20 protein-coding genes are annotated in these 26,012 nt (G+C 65.2%); 10 read left to right on the top strand and 10 right to left on the bottom strand.

Translation table 11 applies throughout. The features are described from left to right. Positions 1 to 29 precede the first annotated feature (29 nt). The 3 genes from C6W88_RS09150 to C6W88_RS09140 form a co-directional block, all read right to left on the bottom strand. A complete protein-coding gene (locus C6W88_RS09150; protein WP_108132260.1) occupies positions 30 to 815 on the bottom strand; it encodes an AraC family transcriptional regulator in 786 nt (261 codons plus the stop codon). A 315-nt stretch (positions 816 to 1,130) separates the two neighbouring features. Then, positions 1,131 to 1,385 (bottom strand): hypothetical protein, encoded by a 255-nt coding sequence (locus tag C6W88_RS09145; protein ID WP_045991231.1) that lies wholly within the window; start codon positions 1,383 to 1,385, stop codon positions 1,131 to 1,133. 80 nt (positions 1,386 to 1,465) lie between these two features. Continuing rightward, positions 1,466 to 3,928, bottom strand: coding sequence for a BamB-related PQQ repeat family beta-propellar protein (locus C6W88_RS09140; protein ID WP_181248589.1), 2,463 nt, complete (start codon positions 3,926 to 3,928; stop codon positions 1,466 to 1,468). 258 nt (positions 3,929 to 4,186) lie between these two features. On the opposite strand from C6W88_RS09140, the gene C6W88_RS09135 reads away from it, so the two are divergent. Together C6W88_RS09135 and C6W88_RS09130 are read left to right on the top strand one after the other, a co-directional pair. After that, positions 4,187 to 4,804, top strand: a complete 618-nt coding sequence (locus C6W88_RS09135; protein ID WP_108132258.1) for a glutathione S-transferase family protein — start codon at positions 4,187 to 4,189, stop codon at positions 4,802 to 4,804. Between the two features lie 254 nt (positions 4,805 to 5,058). Continuing rightward, positions 5,059 to 6,915 carry a monovalent cation:proton antiporter-2 (CPA2) family protein gene (locus C6W88_RS09130; RefSeq protein ID WP_108132257.1) on the top strand — a complete coding sequence of 619 codons (1,857 nt, stop codon included), beginning with the start codon at positions 5,059 to 5,061 and terminating at the stop codon, positions 6,913 to 6,915. Between the two features lie 143 nt (positions 6,916 to 7,058). On the opposite strand, the gene C6W88_RS09125 is transcribed toward C6W88_RS09130, so the two are convergent. Both C6W88_RS09125 and C6W88_RS09120 read right to left on the bottom strand, forming a co-directional pair. Next, entirely contained in the window at positions 7,059 to 9,395 is a 2,337-nt protein-coding gene (locus tag C6W88_RS09125) for an ATP-dependent DNA helicase (RefSeq protein WP_108132256.1), read from the bottom strand. Further along, positions 9,388 to 11,082 (bottom strand): VRR-NUC domain-containing protein, encoded by a 1,695-nt coding sequence (locus C6W88_RS09120; RefSeq protein WP_108132255.1) that lies wholly within the window; start codon positions 11,080 to 11,082, stop codon positions 9,388 to 9,390. Before C6W88_RS09120 ends, C6W88_RS09125 begins: the two co-directional genes overlap by 8 nt. A gap of 428 nt (positions 11,083 to 11,510) precedes the next feature. On the opposite strand from C6W88_RS09120, the gene C6W88_RS09115 reads away from it, so the two are divergent. The 4 genes from C6W88_RS09115 to C6W88_RS09100 all read left to right on the top strand — a co-directional run bounded on the left by C6W88_RS09115 (position 11,511) and on the right by C6W88_RS09100 (position 14,529). Next, positions 11,511 to 12,290: a 3-hydroxybutyrate dehydrogenase gene (locus tag C6W88_RS09115; RefSeq protein WP_045991236.1), complete on the top strand. Its 780-nt coding sequence runs from the start codon at positions 11,511 to 11,513 to the stop codon at positions 12,288 to 12,290. A 121-nt stretch (positions 12,291 to 12,411) separates the two neighbouring features. Further along, positions 12,412 to 13,440, top strand: a complete 1,029-nt coding sequence (locus tag C6W88_RS09110; RefSeq protein WP_045991237.1) for a patatin-like phospholipase family protein — start codon at positions 12,412 to 12,414, stop codon at positions 13,438 to 13,440. A 258-nt stretch (positions 13,441 to 13,698) separates the two neighbouring features. After that, complete coding sequence (locus tag C6W88_RS09105; protein WP_052704215.1) at positions 13,699 to 14,079, top strand: carboxymuconolactone decarboxylase family protein; 381 nt, start codon at positions 13,699 to 13,701, stop codon at positions 14,077 to 14,079. A gap of 60 nt (positions 14,080 to 14,139) precedes the next feature. Next, complete coding sequence (locus tag C6W88_RS09100; protein ID WP_052704216.1) at positions 14,140 to 14,529, top strand: cupin domain-containing protein; 390 nt, start codon at positions 14,140 to 14,142, stop codon at positions 14,527 to 14,529. A 276-nt stretch (positions 14,530 to 14,805) separates the two neighbouring features. Here the strand turns inward: C6W88_RS09100 and C6W88_RS09095 are convergent, their stop codons facing one another. Then, the gene (locus C6W88_RS09095; RefSeq protein WP_108132254.1) at positions 14,806 to 15,843 is read right to left on the bottom strand and encodes an NAD(P)H-dependent flavin oxidoreductase; all 1,038 of its coding nucleotides are present in this window, start codon (positions 15,841 to 15,843) and stop codon (positions 14,806 to 14,808) included. Continuing rightward, positions 15,840 to 16,400 (bottom strand): retropepsin-like aspartic protease family protein, encoded by a 561-nt coding sequence (locus C6W88_RS09090; RefSeq protein WP_108132253.1) that lies wholly within the window; start codon positions 16,398 to 16,400, stop codon positions 15,840 to 15,842. The genes C6W88_RS09095 and C6W88_RS09090 overlap by 4 nt, the downstream gene beginning before the upstream one ends. Before the next feature lie 134 nt (positions 16,401 to 16,534). Between C6W88_RS09090 and C6W88_RS09085 the strand changes: the two genes are divergently transcribed. Next, positions 16,535 to 17,800, top strand: coding sequence for an E22 family MetX-like putative esterase (locus tag C6W88_RS09085; protein ID WP_231498597.1), 1,266 nt, complete (start codon positions 16,535 to 16,537; stop codon positions 17,798 to 17,800). Positions 17,801 to 18,008: 208 nt separating this feature from the next. Next, positions 18,009 to 18,626: a flavin reductase family protein gene (locus C6W88_RS09080; RefSeq protein WP_231498596.1), complete on the top strand. Its 618-nt coding sequence runs from the start codon at positions 18,009 to 18,011 to the stop codon at positions 18,624 to 18,626. Between the two features lie 89 nt (positions 18,627 to 18,715). Here the strand turns inward: C6W88_RS09080 and C6W88_RS09075 are convergent, their stop codons facing one another. Together C6W88_RS09075 and C6W88_RS09070 are read right to left on the bottom strand one after the other, a co-directional pair. Beyond that, positions 18,716 to 19,474 carry a sulfite exporter TauE/SafE family protein gene (locus C6W88_RS09075; protein ID WP_045991241.1) on the bottom strand — a complete coding sequence of 253 codons (759 nt, stop codon included), beginning with the start codon at positions 19,472 to 19,474 and terminating at the stop codon, positions 18,716 to 18,718. Positions 19,475 to 19,539: 65 nt separating this feature from the next. Beyond that, positions 19,540 to 20,889 carry an MFS transporter gene (locus C6W88_RS09070; protein WP_231498595.1) on the bottom strand — a complete coding sequence of 450 codons (1,350 nt, stop codon included), beginning with the start codon at positions 20,887 to 20,889 and terminating at the stop codon, positions 19,540 to 19,542. A 164-nt stretch (positions 20,890 to 21,053) separates the two neighbouring features. Here C6W88_RS09070 and C6W88_RS09065 point away from each other — a divergent pair, with 164 nt between their 5' ends. Beyond that, a complete protein-coding gene (locus C6W88_RS09065; protein ID WP_108132251.1) occupies positions 21,054 to 21,878 on the top strand; it encodes a helix-turn-helix transcriptional regulator in 825 nt (274 codons plus the stop codon). A gap of 9 nt (positions 21,879 to 21,887) precedes the next feature. Here C6W88_RS09065 and C6W88_RS21350 read toward each other — a convergent pair whose 3' ends face one another. Further along, entirely contained in the window at positions 21,888 to 24,206 is a 2,319-nt protein-coding gene (locus tag C6W88_RS21350; protein ID WP_146164646.1) for an autotransporter outer membrane beta-barrel domain-containing protein, read from the bottom strand. A 274-nt stretch (positions 24,207 to 24,480) separates the two neighbouring features. On the opposite strand from C6W88_RS21350, the gene C6W88_RS09055 reads away from it, so the two are divergent. Then, positions 24,481 to 25,950, top strand: a complete 1,470-nt coding sequence (locus C6W88_RS09055) for an aminotransferase (protein WP_108132249.1) — start codon at positions 24,481 to 24,483, stop codon at positions 25,948 to 25,950. Positions 25,951 to 26,012: the final 62 nt, after the last annotated feature.

The following is a 26,012-nucleotide window of genomic DNA, read 5'->3' as shown; positions in this document are numbered from 1 at the left end:
AGGTCTCGAGTATGGGCCAGCCGCCCACACTAGGTCTTGTACGATTCTGACCTGTTGTGCGTGGCGGTTGCGGCTTGACGCCGCCAGGCGCCGGGAGAAACGTCATGGGCCTCGCGGAAGACGCGGGAAAAGTGGGCGGCGTCGTGGAACCCGCAGACCAGCGCGACCTCGCTGAGGGCCATGGCCGAGCCGGAACGAGTCCGGGTGACCAGCAATTGTCGCGCCAGGGCCAGCCGCTCACGACGCAGCCAGACCGCCGGCGGCACTCCGAGCAGCTCACGAAACTGACGGGCGAAGACCGCCTCGGACAGGTGGCACAGCGCCGCCATCTCCTTGACGCGCCAGGGGTGGGCCAGCTCGCCGCGTAGCCTTGGCAGCAGCTGGAGCAGACGCAGACGCGGCGCCGGGAGCGGCCTGCCGCGCCCTTCATCCAGCGCGTGCTGCAGGCGGGAAAGCCACCGGGCCAGCGCCTCGACGCCGGCGCCCGGGGCGGGCGCGGCCTCGACCAGGCTCGCCGGCGCGCGATAGCCCCTCGCTCGCTCGTTTTCGAAGATCCCCTCCACCCCCAGGGCCTGGCACCAGGCCACCGGCAGGTCGAGCACCAGAATGTCGTTGGCCCCCGGCGCGAGATAGTGGTGGGTCTCGCCGCTGGGGACCGGGGCCAGTACGCCCGGCCCTACGCGCAGACCACGTCCGCCAACGTCCAGTTCCACCATGCCGCCGCGGCCCAGCAACAGCTGCTGAAAGTCGTGGCGGTCACTCAATACTCGGTCTGGATAGTGTCGGCATTCGATCAGGGGGGCGTGGGCGCTCATCGGTCTAGCCCCGCACTCGCTGCGCAGGCAATGGTCGCTTCCCTTGATGCAGGTCAAATGTGATTTGATGACAAAAGATATATGCTCTCATTTACAACCTCATCAGGCTCTGGTAGTGATGAGGACTATCGGAGGTCCTCTCCATGGAACATGCAGGAGGTCCGTCATGGCGACATCCAAGAGTGTCATCAAGCGAGTCTACGTTCCCACCCACGTCAAGACGCTGCCCAATGGCGAGCGCGTCAAGATCCCCGGCCACTATAAACAAAAGGCGCCCGGCGACTGAACAGAGCGCCAGCCTCTGTCCTGCACCAGTCAGATCGAGGACGGCTCCCTGCACACCCGCCACCAGCCAAGCCCCACGGGTACCCCGTAAAGCAGCGCATGGACCAGCAACTCTTCGCCCAGGGCGTAGCCGTGCGACAGCCCGACGCTCAGGTTCCAGGCGCATATCGCCAGCCAGGCGAGGCTGAATATCCACATGGCGGTGTGCTGTCGCGGCTTGGGACAGCGCCACAGCAACACCAGGACCACGACCACCCCGACGACGACAATCAACATGGTTCTCATGGGTGCCCCCTGCGTAACCTGCAATGTTGTTTTTCAGCATAGCCATGGCCGGGCGCGGCGGGACCGACGCCCGCCCTCGCTCACTTTGTGCCACCCCCTTGGGGCAAAGCCTCGGGCGCTGCGTACACCACCAGTTCGGCGGCCTGGTCTGAAGGCGCTGCATCTCGCGGCAGGACAAGCGCCACCACGTTCGCCTCGCTCCTGCCCTGGTGAGTAAGTTGGCTTGCTCCCCGCGCCCCCTCGACCATTCGCTGGCGCCACAATGCCCGACCATCATCCAGAGCGAAGGCGTAGAGCGCGACTGACCTTGTCTGGTCCGCGACGACCACCGCTGCATCGCCGGAACTACCCGCGAGCATCATCGGAGTGGACAGGTTCGCCGTTCCGACAGGCAGCGAAAGCTCGAACGGCAAGCGCAACTCCTGGGGCAATTCGACGTCGAGGTCACCGACGGTGCGACGCCAGACGATCGCCGAGCTATCGCTACCATCACTATCATCACTACCATCACTGCCGCGCAGAGCGTAAAGCGCGGACAGCTCGACCTTGACCAGCTCCCCCCAGGGAGGCGTACGGCAGGATAGCCAGGGATGACGAGGGTCGGCACCACGGGAGCCGACGCTGGCGTAGAGCGCTTGCCCATCCGGGCCGAGCCTCAGCGCCACACGGGGTGACACCAAGGGTAGCGTCGGTCGGATCAGCCGCTCCAGCGACGCCGGCAAGGTGACTGGCCCAGCGCTGTCCCTGGCCCGCAGGCGAATACGGCAAAGCAGTTGATCCACCGGCGAAAGTCCCCACATGTCGCGTTCGCGCAGTGCCTTCGGGTCAGAGGGCGGGGTTCGCCAGGTCTCTGCCGACAGCGGCGGTGGTGGCATCAGGTCGAGCGACGCCAGGGTCTCCCCGCTGGGCATGTCCAGCATCAACAGCCGGCCCTCGCTCGTCGCCACCACCGCGGCCTGGGGTCTATCGTCCAGGCTGACCATGACAACGTCCTTTGCTGCCGTCGACGCTGTGATCGCCGCATCGACAGGCATCGCCCCCTCGCCGGGCGTGGGGGCAAGATCCAGCGCTCGCGTCCATAGCGGTTCGCCGGTGGTCACCTCCAGCGCCGTCACCCGGCCTCCAGGGCCCTGCTCACTCTCATCTCGGACGTTGTCCGGGCGGCGCTCGGCCCCAGAGGCAGCAGGGTCAGCAGGGTCAGTAGGGGCAGCCACCATCAGCAGGCCCTGGGTCTCATCGACGGCGACGATGCGAAGGTTGTCGGCGCCTGGCGTCTCGGGCCGCCAGCGCCAGATGCGATCGCCGGTGGCGATGTCCAGCGCCACCACCTCGGGGCCGAACCCCGTCAGCAGTACCAGTCGCGAGGTGACCTGGATGCCTGCGGCTCCCTTCAGCACCTCGGCGGATGTATCGGCACTCATGTCAGCCACTTCGGCCACGTCAGCCACGTCAGCCACTTCGGCCAGGTCGACCTGGCCGTCGGTGCCGAAACTCTCGCAGTGTCTGCCGGTGTCGGCATCCAGCGCCAGCAAGCGCCGATCTCGGGTGACTACGAACAGCCGCTGCGGACAGACCAGATCGCTTTCCGCGACCCCCTCTTCCCCGGCACCTTCATGGGTCGTCGACATTTCCAGGGGATCCGGCTCGCCCTCCCCGGGGGTCGGCGCAAAGACGCCCTCGACCATATCCTGCGTTCGCTCAGCGGCATCGTGATAGGCAAGCGTGCGACAGGGCCCCAGCGGCTCGATATTGTCCGCGTTGCCCTTTTCGTCGCTGTTCGGGTGCGACCAAAGACGCTCGCCGGTAGCGACCATGCGAGCTTCGATACCGCTCGAGGTGCAGACAATCAATCGGTCGTCGATGATGACCAGAGGGAAGGCGGTGGCCAAGTGGTTCTCTGTCTCTGTCTCTGTCTCTGTCTCTGCCTCCGCCCTCTCCTGCTCCAGCTCGAGACGCCATAGCGCGTCGAGGCCAGTGGCGGACTCACCCTGGGGGTTTGCCGGGGCCTTGGGCACCGAGGAGCCAGGACTCTCGGGACGCGAAGACAAGGACGGTTCGACAGCAGGGAGAAAGGCCAGCAACAGCAGCAAGGACAAGCAAGAGAGCGTCATCAATCCCAGCGCCTGCCTGCAGCAGGCGTAGGCACCGCGGGCGAACCAGGGCAACAGCAGCACCAGCCCCAGCAATGCCGGCAGGCCCAGACGCGGCAGCAGGCGCCAGGCGTCCAGCCCCACTTCCCACAGTGCCCAGCCAAGGGTTGCTCCAAGCAGTAAAGCGTAAAGCCCCGGGGCGAGGCGCCATCGTGCCATCAGGCCGCATCCCGTCAGCGCCAGCCCCCCCGCCGCCAGCACGTAGTACGCCGAGCCACCCAGCGCCAGCAGGTAGCCCCCGGCGGCCAGTGCAACCAACGCTGTCGCCAGCACCAACAGGCCAAGCAGTCGTGCTGGCCACCTTGCGGCACGCCTGTCATCCATCGCCTTACCTCCGGCATCCTTGACTTCGAGTCGGGCCAGCTCGACGCTCTTGCCCATCCTGCCGCTCACGCCGCGCTTGCCCTTTTGGCCGCTCTCGACACTATTGCCGCTCTTGCCGCTCTTGCTACTGGGGCGCAGCTCCATGCTACAAGGGTTAGACTACCCTTCGGTACGGGGCGGCCCTGACCGCCTGGAACAGGATAGAAGCTGCCAGATGCCACTGCGACTCCCGCAGCGTCGCTCAGTGCCGAATCGCGCTGTCGACCTTCCCGCCTCCCGCAATAGTGACACCATAGACTCTTCATCCATGCACCAGGGGACACCTCCATGAATCTCTACGGCGATACACGCTCGGGAAACTGCTACAAGATCAAGCTGCTGGCATCGCTGCTGGACATTCGCATGGTGTGGATAGGCATCGACATCCTGGCCGGGGACACCCGCGAAGAAGACTTCCTGGGCCGCAACCCCAACGGCAAGATCCCCCTGCTCGAGCTGGATGATGGACGCTTTCTGGCGGAATCCAACGCTATCCTCCACTACCTGGCCAGCGGCAGTGAGTGGCTGCCCGAGGATCGTTACCGCCATGCCAAGGTGCTGCAGTGGCAATACTTCGAACAGTACAGTCATGAGCCCTACATCGCCGTGGCGCGCTTCATCTCGCTCTACCTCGGATTGCCGGAGGACCGGCGGGCCGAATTCGATGCCAAGCAACAAGGCGGCTACAAGGCGCTCGGCGTCATGGAGCGTCAGCTGGAGGCTACGCCCTTTCTGGTGGGCGAGCACCCCACCATCGCCGACATCTCGCTCTACGCCTACACCCATGTGGCCCACGAAGGCGGCTTCGATCTCGGCGCCTTTCCCGGCATTCGTGCCTGGATCCAACGTATCCAGGCACTGCCAGGCTATGTCGCCCTCGGTGAGGACAGCCTCTCGTCCGAATGAGCAGAAGCCCCCGCTGCGGCCCACGGCGCTAAAGGTGCCGTGACGCCGGGGGCTGTCCAGCACCGCGAACCAGCCCCGGCACCAGCACACCGCAGCAAAGCTCCGCCTCAGAGCCCTGCATCAACGCCCTGTAACAGAGCCCTCCTGCAACAGAGCCCCGCCCCAGCGCCCACGCTGCTATCGGCATAACATGCATGCCGGTGACATCAGGTATGCTATGGGGCCCACCCACGAGCCGCCCTGGAGACCCGACCTTGGCCACCGCGCTGCTTCTCAACGTCTTGATCTTTCTCACTGCGGCGGTGCTGGTGGTCCCGATCATCAAACGCCTTGGCCTGGGGGAAGTGCTCGGCTACCTGATCGCCGGCGTGCTGATTGGCCCCTCGGCCCTCGGCCTGGTACCGGACGCAGAAGGGGTACTGCAGTTCTCGCAAGTCGGTATCGTCTTTCTGCTGTTCGTCATCGGCCTGGAGCTGAAACCGGCGCGGCTCAAGCTGATGCGCAAGGCGGTGTTCGGCTTTGGCAGCCTGCAGGTGGCCATCACTACCCTGGTGCTGGGCCTGACCGCCCTGGCACTGGGCCTTCCGCCGGTGGCGGCGGCGGTGGTGGGCTTCAGTCTGGGGCTTTGCTCTACGCCACTGGTACTGCACCTGCTGGGCGAGCGCCAGGAACTCAACAGCCGCCACGGACGCCATGCCTTTGCGCTGCTGCTGTTCCAGGACATGGCGGCCATTCCGGTACTGGCGGTGATTCCGATCCTTGCCGCCGACTCGCTGGTCAGCGGCGGCATGACTGCGGTGCTCAAGGAAGTCGCCATCGCCGTCGCCGCCTTCACCGGTCTGATCTTTGGCGGGCGCAAGCTGCTGCCGCCGCTGTTCCGCCTGGCCGCGGCCACCGACAGCCGCGAAGTGTTCGCCGGCATGTCGTTGCTGGTACTGATCGGTGCCGCCCTGCTGATGGAGCTCGCCGGACTGTCCATGGCACTTGGCGCCTTTATCGCCGGTATCCTGCTGGCCGATTCCGAGTATCGCCACAGCATCGAGGCCGACATCGAACCGTTTCGCGGTCTGCTGCTGGGGCTATTCTTCATGGCGGTGGGCATGACCGCCAAGGTCGGTCTGCTGACACAGTCCCCTGGGCTGGTGCTGGGGCTGACCGCACTGCTGCTGCTGGCCAAGGGCGCCAGCCTGATGATCGCCGCTCGGGTCTACCGCTGCGGCTGGCGCGAGACCACCACCCTCGGTGTGCTGTTGTCACAGGGCGGAGAATTCGCCTTCGTGCTGTTGACCGCCGCGGGTTCCGCCGCCTTGCTGGCGCAGGACCTCGTGCACGTTCTGGTGCTGGTAGTGTCGCTGTCCATGGCCGCCACCCCGATCCTGTTTCTGGGCCACGAACGGCTGGTGCGGCCATTGTTCAAGAAGCCTCGGCCCAAGCGCGACTTCGATGCCATGGGCGATGATTCGCCACGCATCATTCTGGTCGGCTTCGGTCGCTTCGGCCAGATCATGGGGCGTGCGCTTCAAGGGCTCGAGATCCCCTACACCGTCCTCGACATCAATGCCGACCACGTCGACTTCGTGCGTCGCTACGGCAACAAGGTGTACTACGGCGACGCTACCCGACTGGACCTGCTGGATGCCGCCGGCGCGCGTCATGCCCAGGTGCTGGTGGTCGCGGTCGGCGATCCGGATATCTCGATGCGCATCATCCATCGCGCCAGCAAGCGCTTCCCTCACCTCAAGATCTATGCACGTGCCCGAGATCGTCACCATGCCCAGCTGCTGATGCGTGCCAAGGTCGGCTTTATCCTTCGTGAGCTGCTGCCGGCGAGCCTGGAAATGACCCGTGAGGTGCTGATCGGGCTCGGTGTGCCCCGCGACCAGGCCCAGCACACCATCGACACCTTCCGCCCCCACGACGAGGAGACCCTGCGGCGTCAGCTCGAGGTCTTCGGCAACGAGAAGAAGCAGATGCAGACGGTGCGACAGGCGGCCAAGGAGCTCGAGACCCTGTTCGAGGCCGACGAGGACATCCTGACCCGGGTCGAGGAAATCCCCCGGCGCCAAGCCTCGGATAGCGACGACACCAAGCGCTCGGCCAACGAGTCCTGACCTCCGGCCCTAGTGCTAGAACCTCCGGCCCTCATGTCAGAAGTCGCTTGCCCTGCCATTCACCGGCCACGTCGACGGCCAGTCTGCCCAGGCAAGGGCAGAGAACGGACAAGGGCAGCGACAGGTCAGACACAGGGACGACGTCAGCGCCGGGCCGTTTCCCACCAGCGGGGCAGCCTCGCCTGCACCTCCGGTCTGGCGAAGCGATCGTCCAGCAATACCAGGGTGCCGGTATCCTGGGGCCCGCGAATGACCCGCCCGGCCGCCTGGACCACCTTGATCAGCCCGGGAATACGATAGGCGTAGTCGTCACCGCGACCGAAGCGTTGCTCGAGGCGTGTCTTCAGCGCCTCCTGGCGGGCATCGCTGGGGGGTAGCCCCAGGGTGGCGACAAAGGCACCGATCAAACGCTCGCCGGGCAGGTCGACGCCTTCGGCGAAGGCGCCTCCGAGTACCGCGAAGGCGATTCCCTCACCCCCTGGCACAAAGTCCTCCAGAAAGGCCTCCCGCTCCGCCTCGCTCATGGCGCGTCGCTGGGCGCGCTGAGGAATGTCGGGATGGGCCTCGGCCAGGGCTTCTCGCACCTGCTCCAGGTAGGCGAAGCTCGAGAAGAACGCCAGATAGTGGCCGGGACGTCGACGGTACTGCTCGCTCATGACGTCGAGTATTCCCGGCAGGGATCGCTTCCGATCGCGGTAGCGGGTAGACAGCTGCGCGCACACCCGCACCTCGAGCTGCTCGGCGACAAAAGGCGACGCGACCTCGGACCATACCGTGTCCTCGGCTAGCCCCAGCAGGTCGATCTGATAGCGTGGTGGCGCCAGGGTCGCGGAAAACAGCACGCTTGCGTGAGCCGCGGCGAAACGGGGCCGCAGGAAGTCGGCGGGCACCTGGTTGACGATGGCCAGTCGTGCCCGCCCGCGCCCGTGACGGGTGAGCTCGCACAGCGAATGATCACCGAAACGCTCCGCCAGCCGAACGAAGGCCAACGCCTCGAACAGGCAGTCGGTCAGCGCCGGCTGGGTGTCCTCCGGATGCTCGCCCAGGTGGTCGCCGATGGCACCACAGAGTCCCTGAAGGGAGCCGATCAACTCCGCCGGCAAGGCGTCGAGGGCAAACCAGCGTGGCGCTTCGCGACTGCCCGGGTCCTCTCCGCCGTGCTGACGCACCAGTGCCTGCCACTGCTTGATCACCCTGGCCAGAGGCTGGCGCAGCGCCCCCGGCGCCTCCTTTTGCAAACGAGCAAGACGGCGCTGGTCGAGGCTCGCCGAGTACATGCCACGGGCACGCTCGATCAGGTTGTGGGCTTCGTCCACCAGCACACCCAGGCGCCACTGTCGCGCCTGGGCCAAGCCGTGCAACAGCGCGCTCGAGTCGAAATAGTGATTGACGTCGCCGACCACCAGATCGCACCAGCGAGCCATCTCCTGGCCCAGGTAGTAGGGGCAGACGCGATGCTCAAGCGCCACCTGCCTGAGTCCGTCACGATCCAGCCAGCCCTGCTCCACTGCCGCCTGCCTCGCCTCGGGCAGTCGGTCGTAGAAGCCCTCAGCCAGAGGACAGCTATCTCCGTGGCAGGCCAGCTGAGGATGCTCGCAGGCCTTGTCCCGAGCGATCAGCTCCAGCGTGCGCAGCTTGCGCTGTGGGCCAGGGTCGAGCTGCGCCAGTGCCGCCAGCGCCAGCTGTCGGCCGGTGGTCTTCATGGTCAGAAAGGCGGCGCGGTCCAGCGCCTGGCGGGGCATCGCTTTGAGCAGCGGGAACAGGCTCCCCAGGGTCTTGCCGATGCCAGTCGGCGCCTCGATCAGCAGATCCCGGCCAGTGGCGACGGCCTTGTAGGTGGTCTCGGCCATCTCGCGCTGCCCAGGCCTGAACGCCGGGTAGGGAAACGTCAGACGGTCCAGCGCTTCATCTCGCCGCCGGCGATGTGAGGCTTCGGCCAGCGCCCAGGCTCGATAGGCGCGACAGGCCGACTCAAGCTCCTGCCACAGCGTGGCGGCCTCGGCCTCGACGCTCAGGCAAGTCTCGCGACCGCTGACCAGATCCAGATAGACCAGCGCCAGGGTAATCCGCTCGCGCCCTTGCTGGTGGCACCAAAGTGCGCCGTAGGCCCGCACCTGGGCCCAGTGCAACGCGCGCTGATTGTCGGCCATGCGCTCCAGGCGTCCCCGGTGGGTCTTGATCTCTTCGAGTCGCCCACCGTTCTCGGCCACACCGTCGATGCGCCCCTGGACCTTGAGTCCCTCGAGGGTGGCGACCACCATCACCTCACTGCGGTAGCCTTCGCCACGTCGGGCCACGACGCGGGCATGGCCCTCTATCCCTTCCCGCGAGCTGGGGGCCGGGGTGAAGCGGTGATCCAGATCACCGCGTCTACCGGTGAACTCGCACAGTTCGCGCACGCCGACGCGGAGAGAGACCGACTCGGCCGTGTCCGAGGTAGCTGTCTCGGCATCGTCAGACGATGAAAACCCCTCAGCCATCGGACCACCTCACGTGGCACACCGACACCGGAATGCCGTGGCACTGGAAGTGCTCAAGCCAACGTCGCTGGTTGTCCTGCAGCCGGTCACCTGGCGCCTTGACCTCGATCAGACGATAGCGGGGCTGGCCCTGCCCAGCATCGGGAAAGAACTGGATCAGGTCCGGCCAGCCAGATCGGTTGGCCTTGAGATCCTCGAGAAGGCGCTCGAACAGCACCGCCAGGTGTTCAGGCGCAATACAGTGAAGTGCCAGTTCCAGCAAGGCTTCGTCGAGCACTTCCCAGTAGACGAAGGGGTTGGCCAGCCCCTGCTTGTCGCGCCAGCGGGCCCTGATACGCTCGCGGTAGTCGCCGCTCGCCAGCGCCTCCAGGCAGGCATCGAAGCGATCACGCCGCCGCGATACGAAGTCTGGCCGATACAGATCCGCCGGCCCTCGATGAAAGGGATGAAAGAAGGCTCCCGGCAAGGGGGCGAAGATGACGTCCCAGCAGAGCAGCCCGAAGAGCCCGGCGAAGAGGTGATTCTCGACGTAGAAGGCTGGGGCCTCATCCCGGGCCAGGTGATCACGCAGCGCCAGCTCCACCGAGCCACTGGCCGCCAGCGATTGTGGCGGCAAGCTCAGGCTCCAGCTCTTCGGCGGCGCCTGTGCTGCCGGCTTGAGCACCGGCAGACCCAGGCGGCGCTGCAATCGCGGCACCAGCCGGGCAAGCGCCTGGCGCTCGGCGTCGTCCAGCGGTGCCTCGAGCGCCTGGGTCGCCAGCGTCAACGCCTGGTGATGCTCGCCCTCTCGCTCCAGCAGGCGCAGTCGACGCACCCGCGCTTCGCCCGGGCCAGCAAAGGAGAAGATCTCCAGCGCCAGCGCCGCCTGCCCCTCTCGCTGGGCCTGCTGACCCAGACGCAGCAGCAGGCGAGACCGCCGCGCCGCGAGCCAGGGGTTGTCGTCGGGCAACCTCGGTACTGCCGACCAGATATCAGCCACGGCTTCGCCGTCGTCGAATCGCTCTCGCAGCCGATGTAGGCAGAGGTAGGCATCCACCTCCTGACGCTGCTGAAACCCCCGCGATGCGGGATCGAGACTCACCCGTTCATAGCGCATATGGCCAAGCTCGGCCATCACGAAATCGGACCAGCTCTGGCGCAGATTGCCGAAGAACATCAGGCGCAGTCGATCACACACCGACATTACCGACACCCGCACCAGGGTCTCGTCGGACTCAGGCCACCAGACGCTCCAGCGCCGCGGCGTGAACTGGCCGTCCAGCGCCTCGCACAGACGCGACTTGGAGACCGAGGTGGGCAGACCGCAAGCGGACACAGTTTCGGCGAAGACCCGTCGAGCCTCGGGCAGGCGCAACTGTGCAAGCAGGTCATCGAGACTCAGCACGGGATCAAGCTCCACCAGCTGCGCCGCCGCCAGTCGACTCAGCGCCTGCTCGAGATCATCGACCTCGGTGTAGACCAGGCGACTTGTGCGAAACAGCTCGCCCTTGCGCGAGACCATGCGGACCAGCAACGCCTGGGCTGCCTCCGGCAGCTCGCCGAAGGCCATGATAAAGCGCTGTTCTGGCTCTGCCAGCAGGTCGGCGTGGCGTGCCATCACCCAGTCGAGCACAAACTGAAAGTGACGCAGATAGTAGAGAGGATCGTCGCGCAGGTCGGCGGGTAGCGTGGGCGACTTGGGATTCATGCAGGCATTTTACCAGTGGTTCGCTGCGCTCCCAAGGAAGTTACCGACGCGCGCCCGGGTATTCGTCAGGCGGCAAACGGCTTTGCTGCTAAGCATTGATGAGCATTATGTGGATAAAGCCATTTCAGCAAAAGCCGAATCTTGCATGCCAGTCTATGCTGGTGACACTGTCGAACAAGGCCATGACCAACGAGCCTGCTGCCGGCCTGCCGCCTGATCGGACTCGGTGAAACACGTCGAGCTCTGTGGAGCTGGTCGATGTCGATGACGGCATCGACAAAGCTCGCCGATACAGCCCGACGATGAAGCCATCGAAAAAGCTCGTCGACGAAGCGAGGCCAGTGAAGCGACCTATCGGTCAAGCCATGAACACGCTGCAAGTTCCTGCCGGCCAGCGCCGGCGATCTCGTCTCTAGAGGAAGTGATCCATGCCCCAGCAGAAGACCGCCATCATCACCGGCTCCACCAGCGGTATCGGTCTCGGTATCGCCGAAGGCTTCGCCAAGGCGGGCATCAACCTGGTCATCAACGGTATCGAGGCCGCCGCGGACGTGGAGGCCACTCGCGCCAGTCTCGAAAAGCACGGCGTCAAGGTCGTCTATGACAACGCCAACATGATGGACCCCGGCGAGATCAGCGCCATGCACAAGCGGGCCGAGGCAGAATTCGGCAGCGTGGACATCATCGTCAACAACGCCGGTATTCAGCATGTGGCACCGGTGGACGAGTTCCCCGAGGACAAGTGGAACGCGATCATCGCCATCAACATGAATTCCGCTTTTCACCTGACCAAGGCCGCCTTGCCTGGCATGAAGGCACGTGGCTGGGGGCGAGTGATCAACATCGCGTCCGCCCATGCTCTGGTGGCATCGCCTTTCAAGTCGGCCTATGTGGCCGCAAAGCACGGCGTTCTGGGACTGACCAAGACCGTGGCGCTGGAAGTCGCCGAACACGGCATCACCGTCAATGCCATCTGCCCGGGATACGTGCTGACGCCTCTGGTCGAGAAGCAGATTCCCGACACCGCCAAGGCACGCGGTATCTCCGAGGACTCGGTCATTCGCGACGTCTTGCTCGCCAACCAGCCGACCCGCCAATTTGTCACCACCGAACAACTGGCGGCCACGGCGCTGTTCCTGTGTTCGGACGGCGCCGCCTCCATGACGGGAATCGCCCTGCCGGTCGATGGCGGCTGGACAGCACACTGAAGCACCGTTCGACAGGGTGAAGCATGCGGCGAACCTGCCGCCGACGCCGCTGCTGCCGCACTTTTCCCGGCAAGGGAAGACGGCCTCACGGACGACCGCACCAAGATGACAGGAGAGCTTGATGGCCAAGCCACCCAAGAAAATAAGTCTGGCACTTCAGGGTGGAGGCGCTCACGGCGCCTTTACCTGGGGGGTCCTCGATGCCCTGCTCGACGACCCATGCATCGAGATCGAGGCCATTTCCGGCACCTCCGCTGGCGCCATGAACGCTGTCGTTCTGGCCGATGGTCTGGTCCAGGGCGGGCGAGAGGCTGGGCGCGAAAAACTGGAAACGTTCTGGCGTGCCGTGTCCCAGTCGGCGCGCTTCAGCATTCTGCAGCGCACCCCCTGGGATCGTCTTAGCGGAAACTGGAGCCTCGACTACTCGCCGGGCCACGTGTACTTCGACCTGATGACGCGATTCTTCTCGCCGAGCCAGTTCAACCCCATGAAGTACAACCCCCTGCGGGACATCATCGTCGAGCAGGTCGACTTCGACAATGTGTGTGGCTGCGACCAGATGAAGGTCTTCGTGGCCGCGACCAACGCCGAGACCGGGCGCGTCAAGATCTTCGATCGCGCCGAACTCACCCCCGACATGGTGATGGCGTCGGCCTGCCTGCCCTTCCTGTTCGAAGCGGTCGAAGTCGACGGCGTGCCCTACTGGGACGGCGGCTATTCCGGTAACCCTCCGCTGTTTCCCTTCTATCACACCACCGAGTCCCGGGACATTCTGATCGTCCAGGTCAATCCGGTGGAGCGTGAGGGGTCGCCGACCAGCGCCCAGGAGATCCTCAATCGCACCAACGAGATCACCTTCAACGCCAGTCTGCTCAAGGAGTTGAGGGCGCTTGCCTTCGTCAAGCGACTGATCCACGAAGGCCACCTCGACCCCAAGAACTATCGCGACATGCTGGTCCATATCATCGATAGCCAGGACCTGCTGAAACCCCTCGGGGCCTCATCGAAGCTCAACGCCGAGTGGGACTTCCTGTGCCATCTGCGAGATCTCGGCCGCAAACGCGCCCAGGACTGGATCGAGCAACACTACGACGACATCGGCAAGCAGGACAGCGTCGACCTGAGAGCCATGTTCGAGGGCACCCACTGATCGGCAACGGGTCCCGATAGGCGTTATGGCATAGCGGTGCCGGTAAGGTTGCAGGCCCGGCACCGACCAAGCTGAGCAAACGGATCAGTCCGACAAGAAGTGATGACTCAGCAAGATAAAACAGTCGTATGTTTCAAACGATATAGAGATTGGTAGCGGCAAAAAAATGGCTTGTCTTCCTGCTGCTGCCGATTACGGAAAGGCCGACACGGAACGCGATTATCCCGACCACTATCGTCGCCATGAGGATGCTGGAAAATGAGTTCCACCGCCGTTTCACCCAACATGGAGAAGGGACTCGCCTTCTTCCGTAAGCACAATCCCGCCGCCGCACAAGCGTTGGAGGAAAAGCTCGGTGACTTCGCCCCCGACCTGATGCGCCTGGTCGCCGAATTCCCCTTTGGCGAAATGTACGGTCGTGATGGCCTGGACCCCAAGCTGCGCCAGAGCGCCACGCTCTCGGCACTGGCCTGTGGAGGCCACGAGAATCAGCTACGCATCCATATCGGCATCGCACGCTCACTAGGCTTCACCCGTGACGAGCTGGTCGAACTGTTCATGCAGCTGGCGCCCTATGCCGGCTTCCCGGTCACCATCAATGCGGTGCTGGCCGTCAAAGACATCTACCCCGATACCTGAAGATCACCACGGTGATACACGCCCCACCAAACCCAACGCTGCGCAAGAAGGAATTACGCCATGTTTGAACATCAGAAAAATCCGCCGATGGAACCCGTTGACGAGGTCGATACCACACTGGCCTACATCGACCTTGCGGACGTCAAGCTGCCGGCAGGCGCTGCACCGCTCGAGCAACGTCACCTGCGCTTCCGCCGCGTCGACGTGGCACCAGGTGGCATCGTGCCTTACCACTCCCACGAAAACCGCCCGGCTATCCTGTTCGTGTTCCAGGGCGAGATCGTCGAGTACAACTCCAAGCATGAGCAGCCGCGCGTTCACAAGGCGCCGTCGATCATCGCCGAGTTCAACGAGATCTGGCACTGGTGGAAGAATGAGACAGACGGTGACGTCATCATCTACGCCGCGGACCTGGCCGAGACCGAGAAGTGCGCCGAAGGCGAGTGCTGATCGACAGACCGAAAGCATGCTCGGCGATGTCCTTCGCCCCGCCGCAAGGCGGTAATACATCGGTAAAGCAATAATCAACCGATATCAGCAGAAGCCGCGGCCACTCATCGCCGAGTGCCGCGGCTTTTTTATGCCAGAGCGAAGCCGCAGGTTATGCAAACGCGCCGCGTGATTTCCGAAGCGTTAGCGCTGCCTCGCGACCCTGACCTGCCCCAGGAACCGCAATCTACGCTTGTCGCCAGGTTGGCGTTGCGAGCGCACAGGAAGACGTGCTCCTCATTGCTCCTCGAGTTCTCCTGCCAGCCACTGGAGTTGCTCGGCCACCGGTACCTCACGACAGTGGCGTCGATTCTGGCCCGCCCACAGCGGAGAAAAGTCACCGCTGCAACGGGACTCGTGGGCCGCGCGCAGCTCGCACAGGGCGCTGGCAGCCAGCGGAAAGTCGGGTACCTCATCCGACAGCGGCCCCAGCTCGCGCATGGCACGATTGACGATCCCGCGGGCGGGCCGACCGGAGAAGACATTGGTGATGTCGGTGGAGGCTTCATCATCCTGCAGCGCCCTGCGGTGGACGGCCCTCACCGATGCCTCGGGGCAGCACAGCAGTGCGGTACCGATCTGGACCGCCTGGGCGCCCAGATCCAGTGCCTGCCGGACCCCCTGGGGGTCGCCGATCCCTCCGGTCGCCACCACCGGCAACGAGATAGCCTCGACCACCCGGGGCAGCAATGACGCCAGCGGCAACTGAAGACTCAGGTCGTCACTCAAGAAATGTCCCCGGTGCCCCCCTGCTTCAAGGCCCTGGGCGATCACCACGTCGGCGCCATGGGCTTCCAGCCACCGGGCCTCATCCACCGTGGTGGCGGTAGACAGCACCAGCGCACCGCAGGCCTTCACCCGCTCGACCAGTTGTGCCTCAGGTAGACCGAAATGAAAGCTCACCACGGCGGGACGGTGGCGCTCGACGATGGCACAGGCATCGCTGTCGAACGGCCGTCTAGTAGGCGTGTCACTTGGAGGTGGCGGCGCGATTCCCAACTCTTCATGGTAAGGGGCCAGCAACGCTCGCCACTTCTCCAGTCGACTCGGTTGAGGCTCGGGCGACGCATGGCTGAAGAAGTTGACGTTGACCGGGCCTTGTCCTTCCACCGCTGCAAGGGCCTGATCCAGCGCCTCGAGGGCCAGCATGCCGGCAGGCAGGCCTCCCAGGCCTCCGGCTGCGGTGACCGCAAGCGCCAGTGTCTCGTCCTGGGCGCCGGCCATGGGAGCCTGGAGGATGGGCCACTTCAGCCGCAATCGAGAGAGCGCGGTCATGGTTGAATCTCCTTGTGTGGAGCGGCGTCGGCTCTCGGTGACGAGGAGCCGCGCGCCTGCAATTCCAGGATATCGCCACGGATGGCAATGTCGAAGCGTCCGAGAAAGCTCATGCCCAGCAGCGCCGTCTCACCTTCCATGCCCGGGCTGATGGAGCCATCGACCCGAGTCGCCGACAGGCCGCCCAGGGTAACGCTGTCGAGGCGTGTCAGGGTGCCTTGTGCACGACCATTGGCGGTATGAAACCAGGCGCTGCCGAGGTCCGGCAACGACAGTCTTGCCGCCAGATCTCCCGGCAGAGCGACACGGGTAGCGCCGGTGTCGACAAGGAAGGTCACCGGCGTGCCATTGATACTGCCGGGCGCAACGAAGTGTCCGCCAGGCCCGCGCTTGAGCCTCAACGGCTCGCCCTCGGCCACCTGATTCAGGTTGGCATTGGGGTTCAGGCGCTGCTCCAGCCAGGACGTCGCCCACCAGCCACCGAGCCCCATGAACAGCACCCAGAACAACAGCATCATGGCGAGCCCGGGGCCACGTGTCCCCTGTCGCTGGGTCATCGGTTTCTCCTCACGGGCGGTTTCGTCCTCCTCGCGCCGGGACGACGAAGGCAGCATGGCGAAGGCGCCAGGTGAACGCTGTACTGGTGTCTGTACGCGGCATCGTCCGCGCCAACCACCACCAGGGAAGGTTCATGATGACAGTTTATGCGTCCGCTCTCCATGACCGGCGCCAGCCTGGCGCCGCCGTCGCCCTTGGCCTCCTCGTCGCCTCGATCTGGCTTATCGCCTCGCCGGCACTGGCCAGCGCCGACAACGATGACGAGGCGGCCTCCACCGGCCTGGACAATGTCACCAAACAGGTCTTCGAGATGCCAAGCTACACCACCGTCGGCGGTGACACCATCGCCCCGGTCAGAGTCGGCTGGGAGGCCTATGGCGAGCTTAACGAGGCAGGCGATAACGCCATCCTGATCACCCACTTCTTCTCCGGCACCAGTCACGCCGCCGGCCGCTATGACGGTGAAGAGACCCCGGGCTACTGGGATGCCATCATCGGCCCCGGCAAGCCGCTCGACACCGACCGCTATTACGTCGTGTCGTCGGACACCCTGGTCAACCTCAACGCCGGCGACCCCAGAGTCACCACCACCGGCCCTGCCAGTCACAACCCCGACACCGGCGAGCCCTGGGGCACCGACTTCCCGTTGGTGACCATTCGCGACTTCGTCAATGTGCAGAAGGCCTTGCTGGATGATCTCGGTATCCAGCGCTTGCACGCGGTGATGGGTGCCTCCATGGGGGCGCTGCAGGCTTACGAGTGGGCCAGCGCCTATCCCGAGCGGGTCGAACGCCTGATTCCGGTGATCGGTGCGGGCGTGGCCGATCCCTGGCTGATCGCCAGCCTGGACGCCTGGGCCGCCCCCATCACGCTGGACCCCAACTGGCGCGGCGGTGACTACTACGGACAGACGCCACCGCTCGACGGTCTACGCGAGTCGTTGAAGCTGATCACCCTGCAGGCCAACCACTGGCGTTGGGCGGACGCCACCTTCGACCGCGACTGGGCCGACGCCAACACCTCACCGATGAGCTCACTGGAAGCCCAGTACGAGGTCGAGGCGACCCTGGACAGCGTCGCCGAACAGCGGGCTGCCACCGCCGACGCCAACCATCTGCTGTACCTGGTCAAGGCCAACCAGGCCTTCATGACTGGCCATGGCGACAGCCTGGAGGCGGGCCTGGCCGCCATCGAGGCCCCGACCCTGATGCTCTACAGCGAAGACGACCTGGTGTTCTCGCCCCAGAAGGTTCGCGAGACCGCCGCACTGATCGAGGCCGACGGCACCCCGGTGACCCTCGAGGCCCTGGAGGGTGACCGCGGCCACATCGACGGCGTGGTGAACATCCAGCAGGCCGAAAAACAGTTGCGTGACTTCCTCGAGGCACCGATTCCCTGAACGCTCGCCGACGCCGACCAGGCACCGGGGCCTGATTGGCGGCCCTGGCGCCTTTCCAGCACCGGCGCGATGGCCTCGGTCGTGTATCTCCGCCAAGGCTGGACCTGTCGGGCTCGGCGTGCTGGGATAACGCCTGGACCGCCCCACGCCAACTGGCACCATCACAACGGGTGCTGTTGCAACGACAATGAAGACAAGGAGTTCGACAGTGAGCGACGACGCCACCCTCAAGGTCAGCGAGCTGGACGCCGGCCTGATCTATCGACTGTTCTCCGGAGCCATCGCTCCGCGTCCCATCGCCTGGGTGTCGACCCTGAGCGAGAGCGGTCACGCCAATCTGGCGCCCTTCTCGTTTTTCAATGTGGCCAGCGTCGATCCCCCCGTGCTGGCGTTTTCTCCATTGCTCAACGGCGAAGGCGCCACCAAGGACACCATCGCCAACCTCAAGCAGGTCGGCGAGTGCATCGTGCATATCGGTGGTGAGGCGCTGGCCGAGGCGCTCAACGCCACCAGCGCAAGCCTGCCGCCCGAGGGAGACGAGTTCGACCATGCCGGGTTGACCAAGGCCAGCCTGGGAGACCTGCGGGTACCGCGTATTCAGGAGGCACCGGTTGCCTTCGGCTGTCGCCTTCACGATATCCTGCACTTCGGCGACCGTCCGCTGTCAGGCAACCTGGTACTGGCCGAGGTGACCGTCATCCACGCCGATCCCCGGGTGTGGAACGGTCGACACGTCAGCTGCGACGCCCTGGCCCCGATCGGGCGCATGGCCGGCAGCGACTACGCACGCTGCACCGACCTGTTCTCACTGGAACGTCCGAAGTAACGAACCCTGGGGCGCCCCGGCAACCCCTGACGGCGCCTGCAACGGCCCAATGCAGCTCTCGATGAAGCTCGGGTCGCCCGGGTCGTTGCTCAAGCCGCAAGCAGCGAACGCGTCACCAGGTAGCCGCCCATGGCCAGCAGGCCAAGCAGAAACACCTGGCGAAAGCGCGCCTCGGATAGCCGGCGTCTGAGCCAGGCGCCCCACCACATGCCAAGACTCGCCGGCAGCAGCGCCAGGCTCGACGCCAGCAGCAGGTCGGTGGAGAGCAAGTCCCTCTCGCCGAGTGCCAGCGCCAGGCTCAGGGTCGACAGGCTGAACAACAGCCCCATGGCCTGAACCAGGGCGTCCCGTGACAGACCGATGGCCTGCAGAAAGGGCACCCCGGGGAAGACGCTGGAGCCTGTCAGCCCGGTCAGGACGCCATTCATCGCGCCGACGGCGCCGGCCTGGACCGGGCTTCCCGAGAAGCGCAGCCGTCGCCCGCTCAGATTCATCAGTGCGTAGAGCATCAGCAACAGCCCCAGCAGCAACGACAGCCAGTGAGCCTCGACGCTGGCCAGCACCCATACCCCCGGCCAGACCGCCAGCACCGCCGCCAACAGAAACAACCAGAGCCGACGGCATAGCGCCAGCAGATGCCCTCCCACCAGGGCCTGCCAGACGTTGGTGACCACCGTGGGCACCAGCATCAGCGCCATGGCCAGAGGCAGCCCCAGGGTCGCGGTCAACAGCGCCAGCAGTACCGTGGGCATGCCCATGCCGAGCACTCCCTTGACCAGTCCTGCCAGGACGAAGATGGCCGACAAAAGGATCAGAGTATCGGGTGCGAACAGCGCGTCCGGCAGCATTCAAACGTCCTCGGAGCGGGTCTCTCGGCCAAGGTCCTCGATAGCGTTCCCTCGGCCCAGGTGGTTCAGTGCGTATCGTCCAGCCTGGCTTCCCACTCCCCTGCCACCCGCTGGCCGCGGCGCTGATTGACGCCAGCGCAGATCACGATGGCGATGATGAAGAAGGCAGCGCACAACAGGATCGAAGCCTTGAGCCCCACCGCCGCCTGCAGCAGTCCCAGGCCGACGATACCGATGACCCCCGCCAGCTTGTTGGCCAACCCCCAGAACCCGAAGAACTCGGCCGCCTTCTGGCGGGGCGAGAACAGGCCTACCAGGACCCGGCTGGCCGACTGGCTGGAGCCGAGGCTGAGGCCCGCCAGGCAGCCGACCACCAGAAACAGTTGCTCGGCCTGCCAGTCGAGTCCCCAGGTAGCGTTTAGCCAGGCGGTGACCTCGGGGGTGGCCCAGATGGCCAGGATCGCCAGCACCCACAGCACCAGAGTCATCAGATAGGTCACCAGGGTACCGATGCGGTCCTGGATAAAGCCAAATCCGAGAGCCCCTGCCGCGGCGGTGATCTGGACGATGATGAACATCAGGTTGCGGGTGCTTTCCTGCCAGCCGATGACCTGGGCGCCATAGATGAAGGCGAAGGCGATGATGATGTAGACACCGGCCATGGAGAACAGCACCGAGGTCAGAAACAGACCCAGGTCACGGAACCGACGCAGCTCGTGCAGGGTGGTCGATACCCGCTGCCAGGCGATGCGGGCGAAGGGCTGGCGATGGGGCTGTGGTTCCGCGCGCTCCTTGAGCCAGACGAAGGTTGGTATCGCCGCCAACAGGAAGAAGCCCGCGGCAAAGGGCCCGACCCAACGGATCCGCTCGAAGTTATCCGCGGTGGCCTCGCCCAGTATGGCCAGGGTGAAGCCCGCCGCCACCAGTCCGCCGACATAGCCCAGCGCCCAGCCGAAACCGGAGATGGCGCCGAGCTTCTCTGGCGGCCCAAGCCCAGGAAGAAAGGCCGCGATAAAGGACTCGCCCATGGAGTAGGCGTAGTTGGACAGGATGATCAACACAAAGCCCAGCGCCACGTAGCCCGGCTCGACAAAGTACAGCATGGCGGTGGTGGCGATGGTGGCCAGATAGCTGGCAAACAGGAAGCGCTTCTTTTCGGCGCGGTAGTCCATCACCGCACCACACAGCGGGCCGGTCACCACCACCAGCAGAAAGCTCAGCGCCAGCGCCAGGCTCCACAGCAGGTTGGCCAGGCGAAAGTCGTCGCCTCGGTCGCCGACGATCACCGTGGTGAAGAGTTCACCGAACACCACGGTGATGATCAGCAGGGTGTAGGCCTGATTGGCGAAGTCGAACATCGCCCAGCCGAAGATCTCGCGACGGCTCGCCCTGTCGCCGCCCCTTGGAGTCGTCATGCTCACGCTCATGCTGCCGTCCCGTTGGCAAAGGAGTCCAAGATAGCAGCCCGACTCGCCCCAGCGCCACGTCACGCCGAGCCCGGCAGACCCTCGGGACGACCACTGACACCAATAACGAAGTGATACAGTGTTGGCTTCAGACTTTCGACCCAGCGAGCCTCATGACTCCCATCGACTACCTGGCATCCAGCGCGGCCCAGGCCTGGCACCAACGACTGGCTGGCCTGATTCAGGGTGCCGATCGCAGCGACCTTCCGCGACAGCTGGAGCAGGCACTCGCCGAGCTGGTGCCCATGGACACCCTGATCCTGCATGCCTACCAGGGCCGAGGCCGTCCGCGAGTGGTCCATGACAACTATCCCCCCGAACGCCGCCAGCGCGACATCGACCCTTATCTGAGTCGCGTCTACCTGCTCGACCCGATGTTCCAGGCCATCGAGTCTGGTCAGGATAACGGTACCCATCGACTTCGCGATCTGGCGCCGGACCGTTTCGAGAGCAGCGAGTACTACCACCACTACTATCGCGGCCTGGGACTCAAGGATGAGATCGGACTCTTCGCACGGGTCAGCGACGACACCGTGATGGTGCTGTCCCTCGGCTTCCGTACCCAGTCACCACCGCTGACTCGGCGCACCGTACAGGCGCTACGCCACCTGACGCCCATCGTCGAAGCCCTGCTTCAGCGGTTCTGGAGCTGGCAACGCAGTGCCTTCGAACCGCAACACCAGGAGGTCGAGCCCGTCGACGCCGCCTTCTCGAGCTTTGGCCAGGGTGTGCTCACCCGCCGCGAGCAGGATATCGTGCGCCTGCTGCTCGCGGGCCACTCGGCCAAGTCGGCGGCGCGAGAGCTCGGCATCAGCGACGGCACCGTCAAGGTCCACCGCAAGCACGTCTATCAGCGCCTGCAGGTCACGAGTCAGGCCGAGCTGTTTCGCGCCTTTCTCGATCACGTAGCGCTGATCTCCCGCCAGCAGCGTGACTGACGCACCCGCTCAGAAGCGGTAGGAGAGATACAACCGCCCCTCCCAGATATCCAGGTCATCATGGCCGATGCTGAGATAGCCGGCGCTGGCCTCGAGCAGGGTGGCCTCGCCGACAAACCAGCGGGCGCCAGTGCGCAGGGTACCCGTCAGGTCAGAAGGGTCCTCCCACTCCAGATCCTCGTTGAGGTAGCGCCCGTCGTTGGGCTGCTCGAAGGCCCAGTCCACCCCCAGTTCGGCGTAGGGCATGATCAGACCCGCGTGGTCAGTGTGGTAGATACGGCTAAGCTCACCACTGACCGACGCTACGCCGGTGCTGTAGGAGTCGCCGGGCACTTCCACCTCCACCGGTATCCCCAGGATCTTGCCGTCCAGGTCATAGTCGTCGCTGCGCTCACGGGAGTAGAACAGCGAGACGGTGGGACGCAACAGGGCCTCCCCCCAGCGGTACTGACCGTGGGCATTGAGCGCGCCGCCGAAGCTACGGGTGTCGAAGCTGCCTTCCAGGGTCGCCAGTTCGGTGTCATTGTCACCCCAGCGCCAGATCAGTGATGCGTCCAACGCCCAGCGCTCGGACAGTCGATAGGCGACATAGGGCGAGATGCTGAAGCCATCGCTGTCGCTGTCCCAGGCGCCGCCAAAGTTGTCAGAGCGGCTCGAGTCGACGCTGAAACTGCCCCCCGCCACCGTCTGCTCCGACACCCAGCGGTCGACACCCACCGCCACTACCTGGGCCTCGCCATCCAGATCCTGGCCATCACGGTCATCGGAGATATCGGTATAACGAGCATCCACCCAGGTGTTCCAGGGAGAGACCGGCTCTCCCTGACGCCCTGCGGTGATCGGCACCTGTTCCATCAAGGTGGCCTCCAGCGCGTTCCGGGTTCTTGCCTGGGCGTGCTGGCGCAGCAGGTTCTCGGGGCAGGTCACCACCGGCAGGGTACCGTCGGCCAGCGGTGCGCCCCCGAGCCTGGGGTCGTGACGAGGGTCGATGCAGCGGTTAGCCGGCAGCGGCACCCGCCCGGCATACCACTCGGCCGCGTCGACACGGCCAACGATCTGGCCCTGGGGCATCGATGGCAAAGAGGGTGTCAGACCCGACGGCGGACGCTGTTCAGGCGGTACGACGCCGATGGGAGGTGTCACCCCGGAAGGTGGCCTGACATCCGGAGGCACGACACCGATGGGGGGCGCTACCTCGCCCGGCCGCGCAACGTTCGGAGGAAGGCTCCATTGCCCCAGGGTGGGCCGCCCCGGCGTCACCCCCACCGGCGGACGTTCGGGGGCGGGCACCGTACCTATCGGCGGCGTTACCCCGGTCGGCGGCCGGAAGCCCGGAGGCACCGTGCCTATCGGCGGCGTCACCCCGGTGGGTGGCCTGAAGTCCGGAGGCACCGTGCCTATCGGTGGCGTTACCCCGGTGGGTGGTCTGAAGTCCGGTGGCACCGTACCTATCGGAGGCGTCACTCCGGTGGGCGGCCTGAAGTCCGGCGGCACCGTGCCTATCGGCGGCGTCACCCCGGTCGGGGGTCGGAAGCCTGGCGGCACCGTGCCTATCGGTGGCGTCACCCCGGTCGGGGGTCGGAAGCCTGGCGGCACCGTCCCTATCGGCGGCGTCACTCCGGTGGGCGGCCGGAAGTTCGGTGGCACCGTCCCTACCGGCGGCGTCACCCCGGTGGGTGGCCGGAAGCCTGGCGGCACCGTACCTATCGGCGGCGTCACCCCGGTGGGTGGCCCGAAGCCTGGAGGTACCGTGCCCACCGGCGGCGTCACCCCGGTGGGCGGTCGGAAGCCCGGAGGCACCGTACCTATCGGCGGCGTCACCCCGCCAGGGCGGGAAAAATCAGGAAAGATCTTGCCGATGGGAGGGGTAATGCCCGGACGCTCCGGCATCGGGATCTGCCCGGCCGGCGGCAATGTGAAGCCACCCTTCTGGTTCTGGGTATCCAGCAGACAATCCTTGTTGCCCCCCAGATCCAGAAGCTTGTGCACACCACCGTTGCCGTTGGATACCACTGGCGACAGGGTCAGGTGCAGGCCGCCGGCATTGCGCGTCCACTCATCGACGCTCTGCTTTCCCTGCGCCGCCTCCAGCCCGAAGTCGCCCGGCGAGGTCCCCGACAACCACACCGAGCGCGAACCATCGTTGGTGACACCGACAAAAGCCAGCCCTCCCGAGGCGCCACAGTTGGCGGCGATAGCGGGTAACGGGGCCGACATCAGAAAGGCGACAAGGGTGCCCAGGGCACGACGAGTAAAGGGTGGTGCTGGCAACATGGCAAAGTATCCGGACTGACCATTCAGCATCCGCCGCGCCAGAATCTGGGCCACCTCTTCCGGCACCTGCGGATCATTACGGCACAGCCTACACCAACGTCGGAGGATCGCTACGTCTGCCTCAAGTCTCGGTAGTGCCGTTTCGCGCCCCCCTCTCTCAATCATGAGGTAGATCAAGGTCATGGCAACCTGAGTCGATCATAGGCTACCCCATCGGTGATACCGGCACTGCCGCCGCCTGGCGGCCCGAGGAGACCTACCCTCATAAGGATATGTCATCGACAGGGGCAGTCTGGCGAGACTGGAGACCTTCCCAAGGAGGTTTCCAATGACAACACCCGACACTCGCCTCTCGTCCCGCCCCTCGACTCCCGTCGCCGACACGGCTCCGGTTCCGGCCCCGGCCCCAGTCCCAACAACATTGGATGCCGAGACCCTGTGGCGCCAGGATCGGGACCACTTCGTCCATCCCTTCACCGACTTCAGCGTCTTCCACGACAAGGGCTGCGAGCTGATCACCGATGCCGAGGGCATCCACGTTCAGGACATTCACGGCAACCGCTTTATCGACGGCATCGCCGGGCTGTGGTGCGTCAACGTTGGCCACGGTCGCGCCGAGATCGGCCAGGCCATGGCCGAACAGGCCACCCGCATGGCCTACTTCTCGACCTTCAACAATCTGTCCAACGCACCGGCTACGCGGCTGGCCGCCAAGCTCGCCGAACTGGCCCCGGCCCACCTCAACCATGTCTTCTACAGCTGCGGAGGCTCCACCGCCAACGACGCCACCATCCGCCTGGTGCACTACTACTTCAACCGCCTGGGCAAGCCGAACAAGAAGCGTATCCTGTCGCGCCACAACGCCTACCACGGCACCACCTACCTGGCCGCGAGCCTGACCGGCATCGAGAGCAACAACTGGGAATTCGACACCCTCGATGGTCTGGTCACCCATCTAAGCGAGGCCAACCTCTATCGTCGCCCCGAAGGCATGGATGAAGCACAGTACTGTGATCATCTGGTCGCGGAACTCGAGGCCACCATCGCCGAGATCGGCGCCGACAATATCGCCGCCTTCATCGCCGAGCCGATCATGGGAGCCGGCGGCGTACTGGTGGCCCCCCGGGGCTATCACGCCCGCATGCAGGAGGTGCTGCGCGCCCACGACATCCTGTATATCGCCGACGAGGTGGTCACCGGCTTCGGTCGCCTCGGCCACATCTTCGCCTCGGAAGCGGTATTCGACACCCAGCCCGACGTCATCAACCTGGCCAAGGGCCTGTCCTCGGGCTATGCCCCGCTCGGCGCGACCCTGATCTCCGACCGCCTCTACGAGGTGCTGGGCACGCCCCAGGGCAAGGGCGGAGTACTCAGCACCGGCTTCACCTACTCCGGACATCCGGTCAGCTGCGCCGCGGCGCTCAAGAATATCGAGATCCTCGAGAGAGAAGAGCTTTGCGCCAACGTCCGCGAGGTCGGCCCCTATCTGGAGCAGGCACTGGCGACGCTGTCACGACATCCCACCGTCGGCGACGTGCGCGGCAGCCACTTCATGATGTGCATCGAGAACGTGGCAGACAAGGACACCAAGGCGCTGTTTCCGGTGGACGCGCGTGTCGGCGATCGGGTGGCCTTCGAGGCCCAGCAGCGCGGACTGATCATTCGTCCGGTGGGGCATCTCAACGTGATCTCGCCGCCCCTGATCTGGACCCGCGACACCGTCGACGAGGCCGTCGCCATCCTCGACGAGGCGCTTGCCGCCACCGCCGAGTCCCTGCGTCGCGACGGCTATCTCTAGCCACGAACCCTCCTGCAACACGAGGCCGCGCTTTTTTGCCGCGCGGCCAGCGCAGGGCTCGC

This window comes from Halomonas litopenaei, from assembly GCF_003045775.1.
Lineage (GTDB): Bacteria > Pseudomonadota > Gammaproteobacteria > Pseudomonadales > Halomonadaceae > Halomonas > Halomonas litopenaei.
The sequence above is the reverse complement of the archived record's forward strand: the minus strand, read 5'-3'. Positions and strand labels throughout refer to the sequence as shown.

Bases quoted from the DNA above. Each gene is read 5' to 3' on its own strand.
- C6W88_RS09150 (WP_108132260.1), bottom strand. From the start codon at position 815: ATGAGCGCCCACGCCCCCCTGATCGAATGCCGACACTATCCAGACCGA.
- C6W88_RS09145 (WP_045991231.1), bottom strand. From the start codon at position 1,385: ATGAGAACCATGTTGATTGTCGTCGTCGGGGTGGTCGTGGTCCTGGTG.
- C6W88_RS09135 (WP_108132258.1), top strand. From the start codon at position 4,187: ATGAATCTCTACGGCGATACACGCTCGGGAAACTGCTACAAGATCAAG.
- C6W88_RS09125 (WP_108132256.1), bottom strand. From the start codon at position 9,395: ATGGCTGAGGGGTTTTCATCGTCTGACGATGCCGAGACAGCTACCTCG.
- C6W88_RS09120 (WP_108132255.1), bottom strand. From the start codon at position 11,082: ATGAATCCCAAGTCGCCCACGCTACCCGCCGACCTGCGCGACGATCCT.
- C6W88_RS09115 (WP_045991236.1), top strand. From the start codon at position 11,511: ATGCCCCAGCAGAAGACCGCCATCATCACCGGCTCCACCAGCGGTATC.
- C6W88_RS09110 (WP_045991237.1), top strand. From the start codon at position 12,412: ATGGCCAAGCCACCCAAGAAAATAAGTCTGGCACTTCAGGGTGGAGGC.
- C6W88_RS09105 (WP_052704215.1), top strand. From the start codon at position 13,699: ATGAGTTCCACCGCCGTTTCACCCAACATGGAGAAGGGACTCGCCTTC.
- C6W88_RS09100 (WP_052704216.1), top strand. From the start codon at position 14,140: ATGTTTGAACATCAGAAAAATCCGCCGATGGAACCCGTTGACGAGGTC.
- C6W88_RS09095 (WP_108132254.1), bottom strand. From the start codon at position 15,843: ATGACCGCGCTCTCTCGATTGCGGCTGAAGTGGCCCATCCTCCAGGCT.
- C6W88_RS09090 (WP_108132253.1), bottom strand. From the start codon at position 16,400: ATGACCCAGCGACAGGGGACACGTGGCCCCGGGCTCGCCATGATGCTG.
- C6W88_RS09085 (WP_231498597.1), top strand. From the start codon at position 16,535: ATGATGACAGTTTATGCGTCCGCTCTCCATGACCGGCGCCAGCCTGGC.
- C6W88_RS09075 (WP_045991241.1), bottom strand. From the start codon at position 19,474: ATGCTGCCGGACGCGCTGTTCGCACCCGATACTCTGATCCTTTTGTCG.
- C6W88_RS09070 (WP_231498595.1), bottom strand. From the start codon at position 20,889: ATGACGACTCCAAGGGGCGGCGACAGGGCGAGCCGTCGCGAGATCTTC.
- C6W88_RS09065 (WP_108132251.1), top strand. From the start codon at position 21,054: ATGACTCCCATCGACTACCTGGCATCCAGCGCGGCCCAGGCCTGGCAC.
- C6W88_RS09055 (WP_108132249.1), top strand. From the start codon at position 24,481: ATGACAACACCCGACACTCGCCTCTCGTCCCGCCCCTCGACTCCCGTC.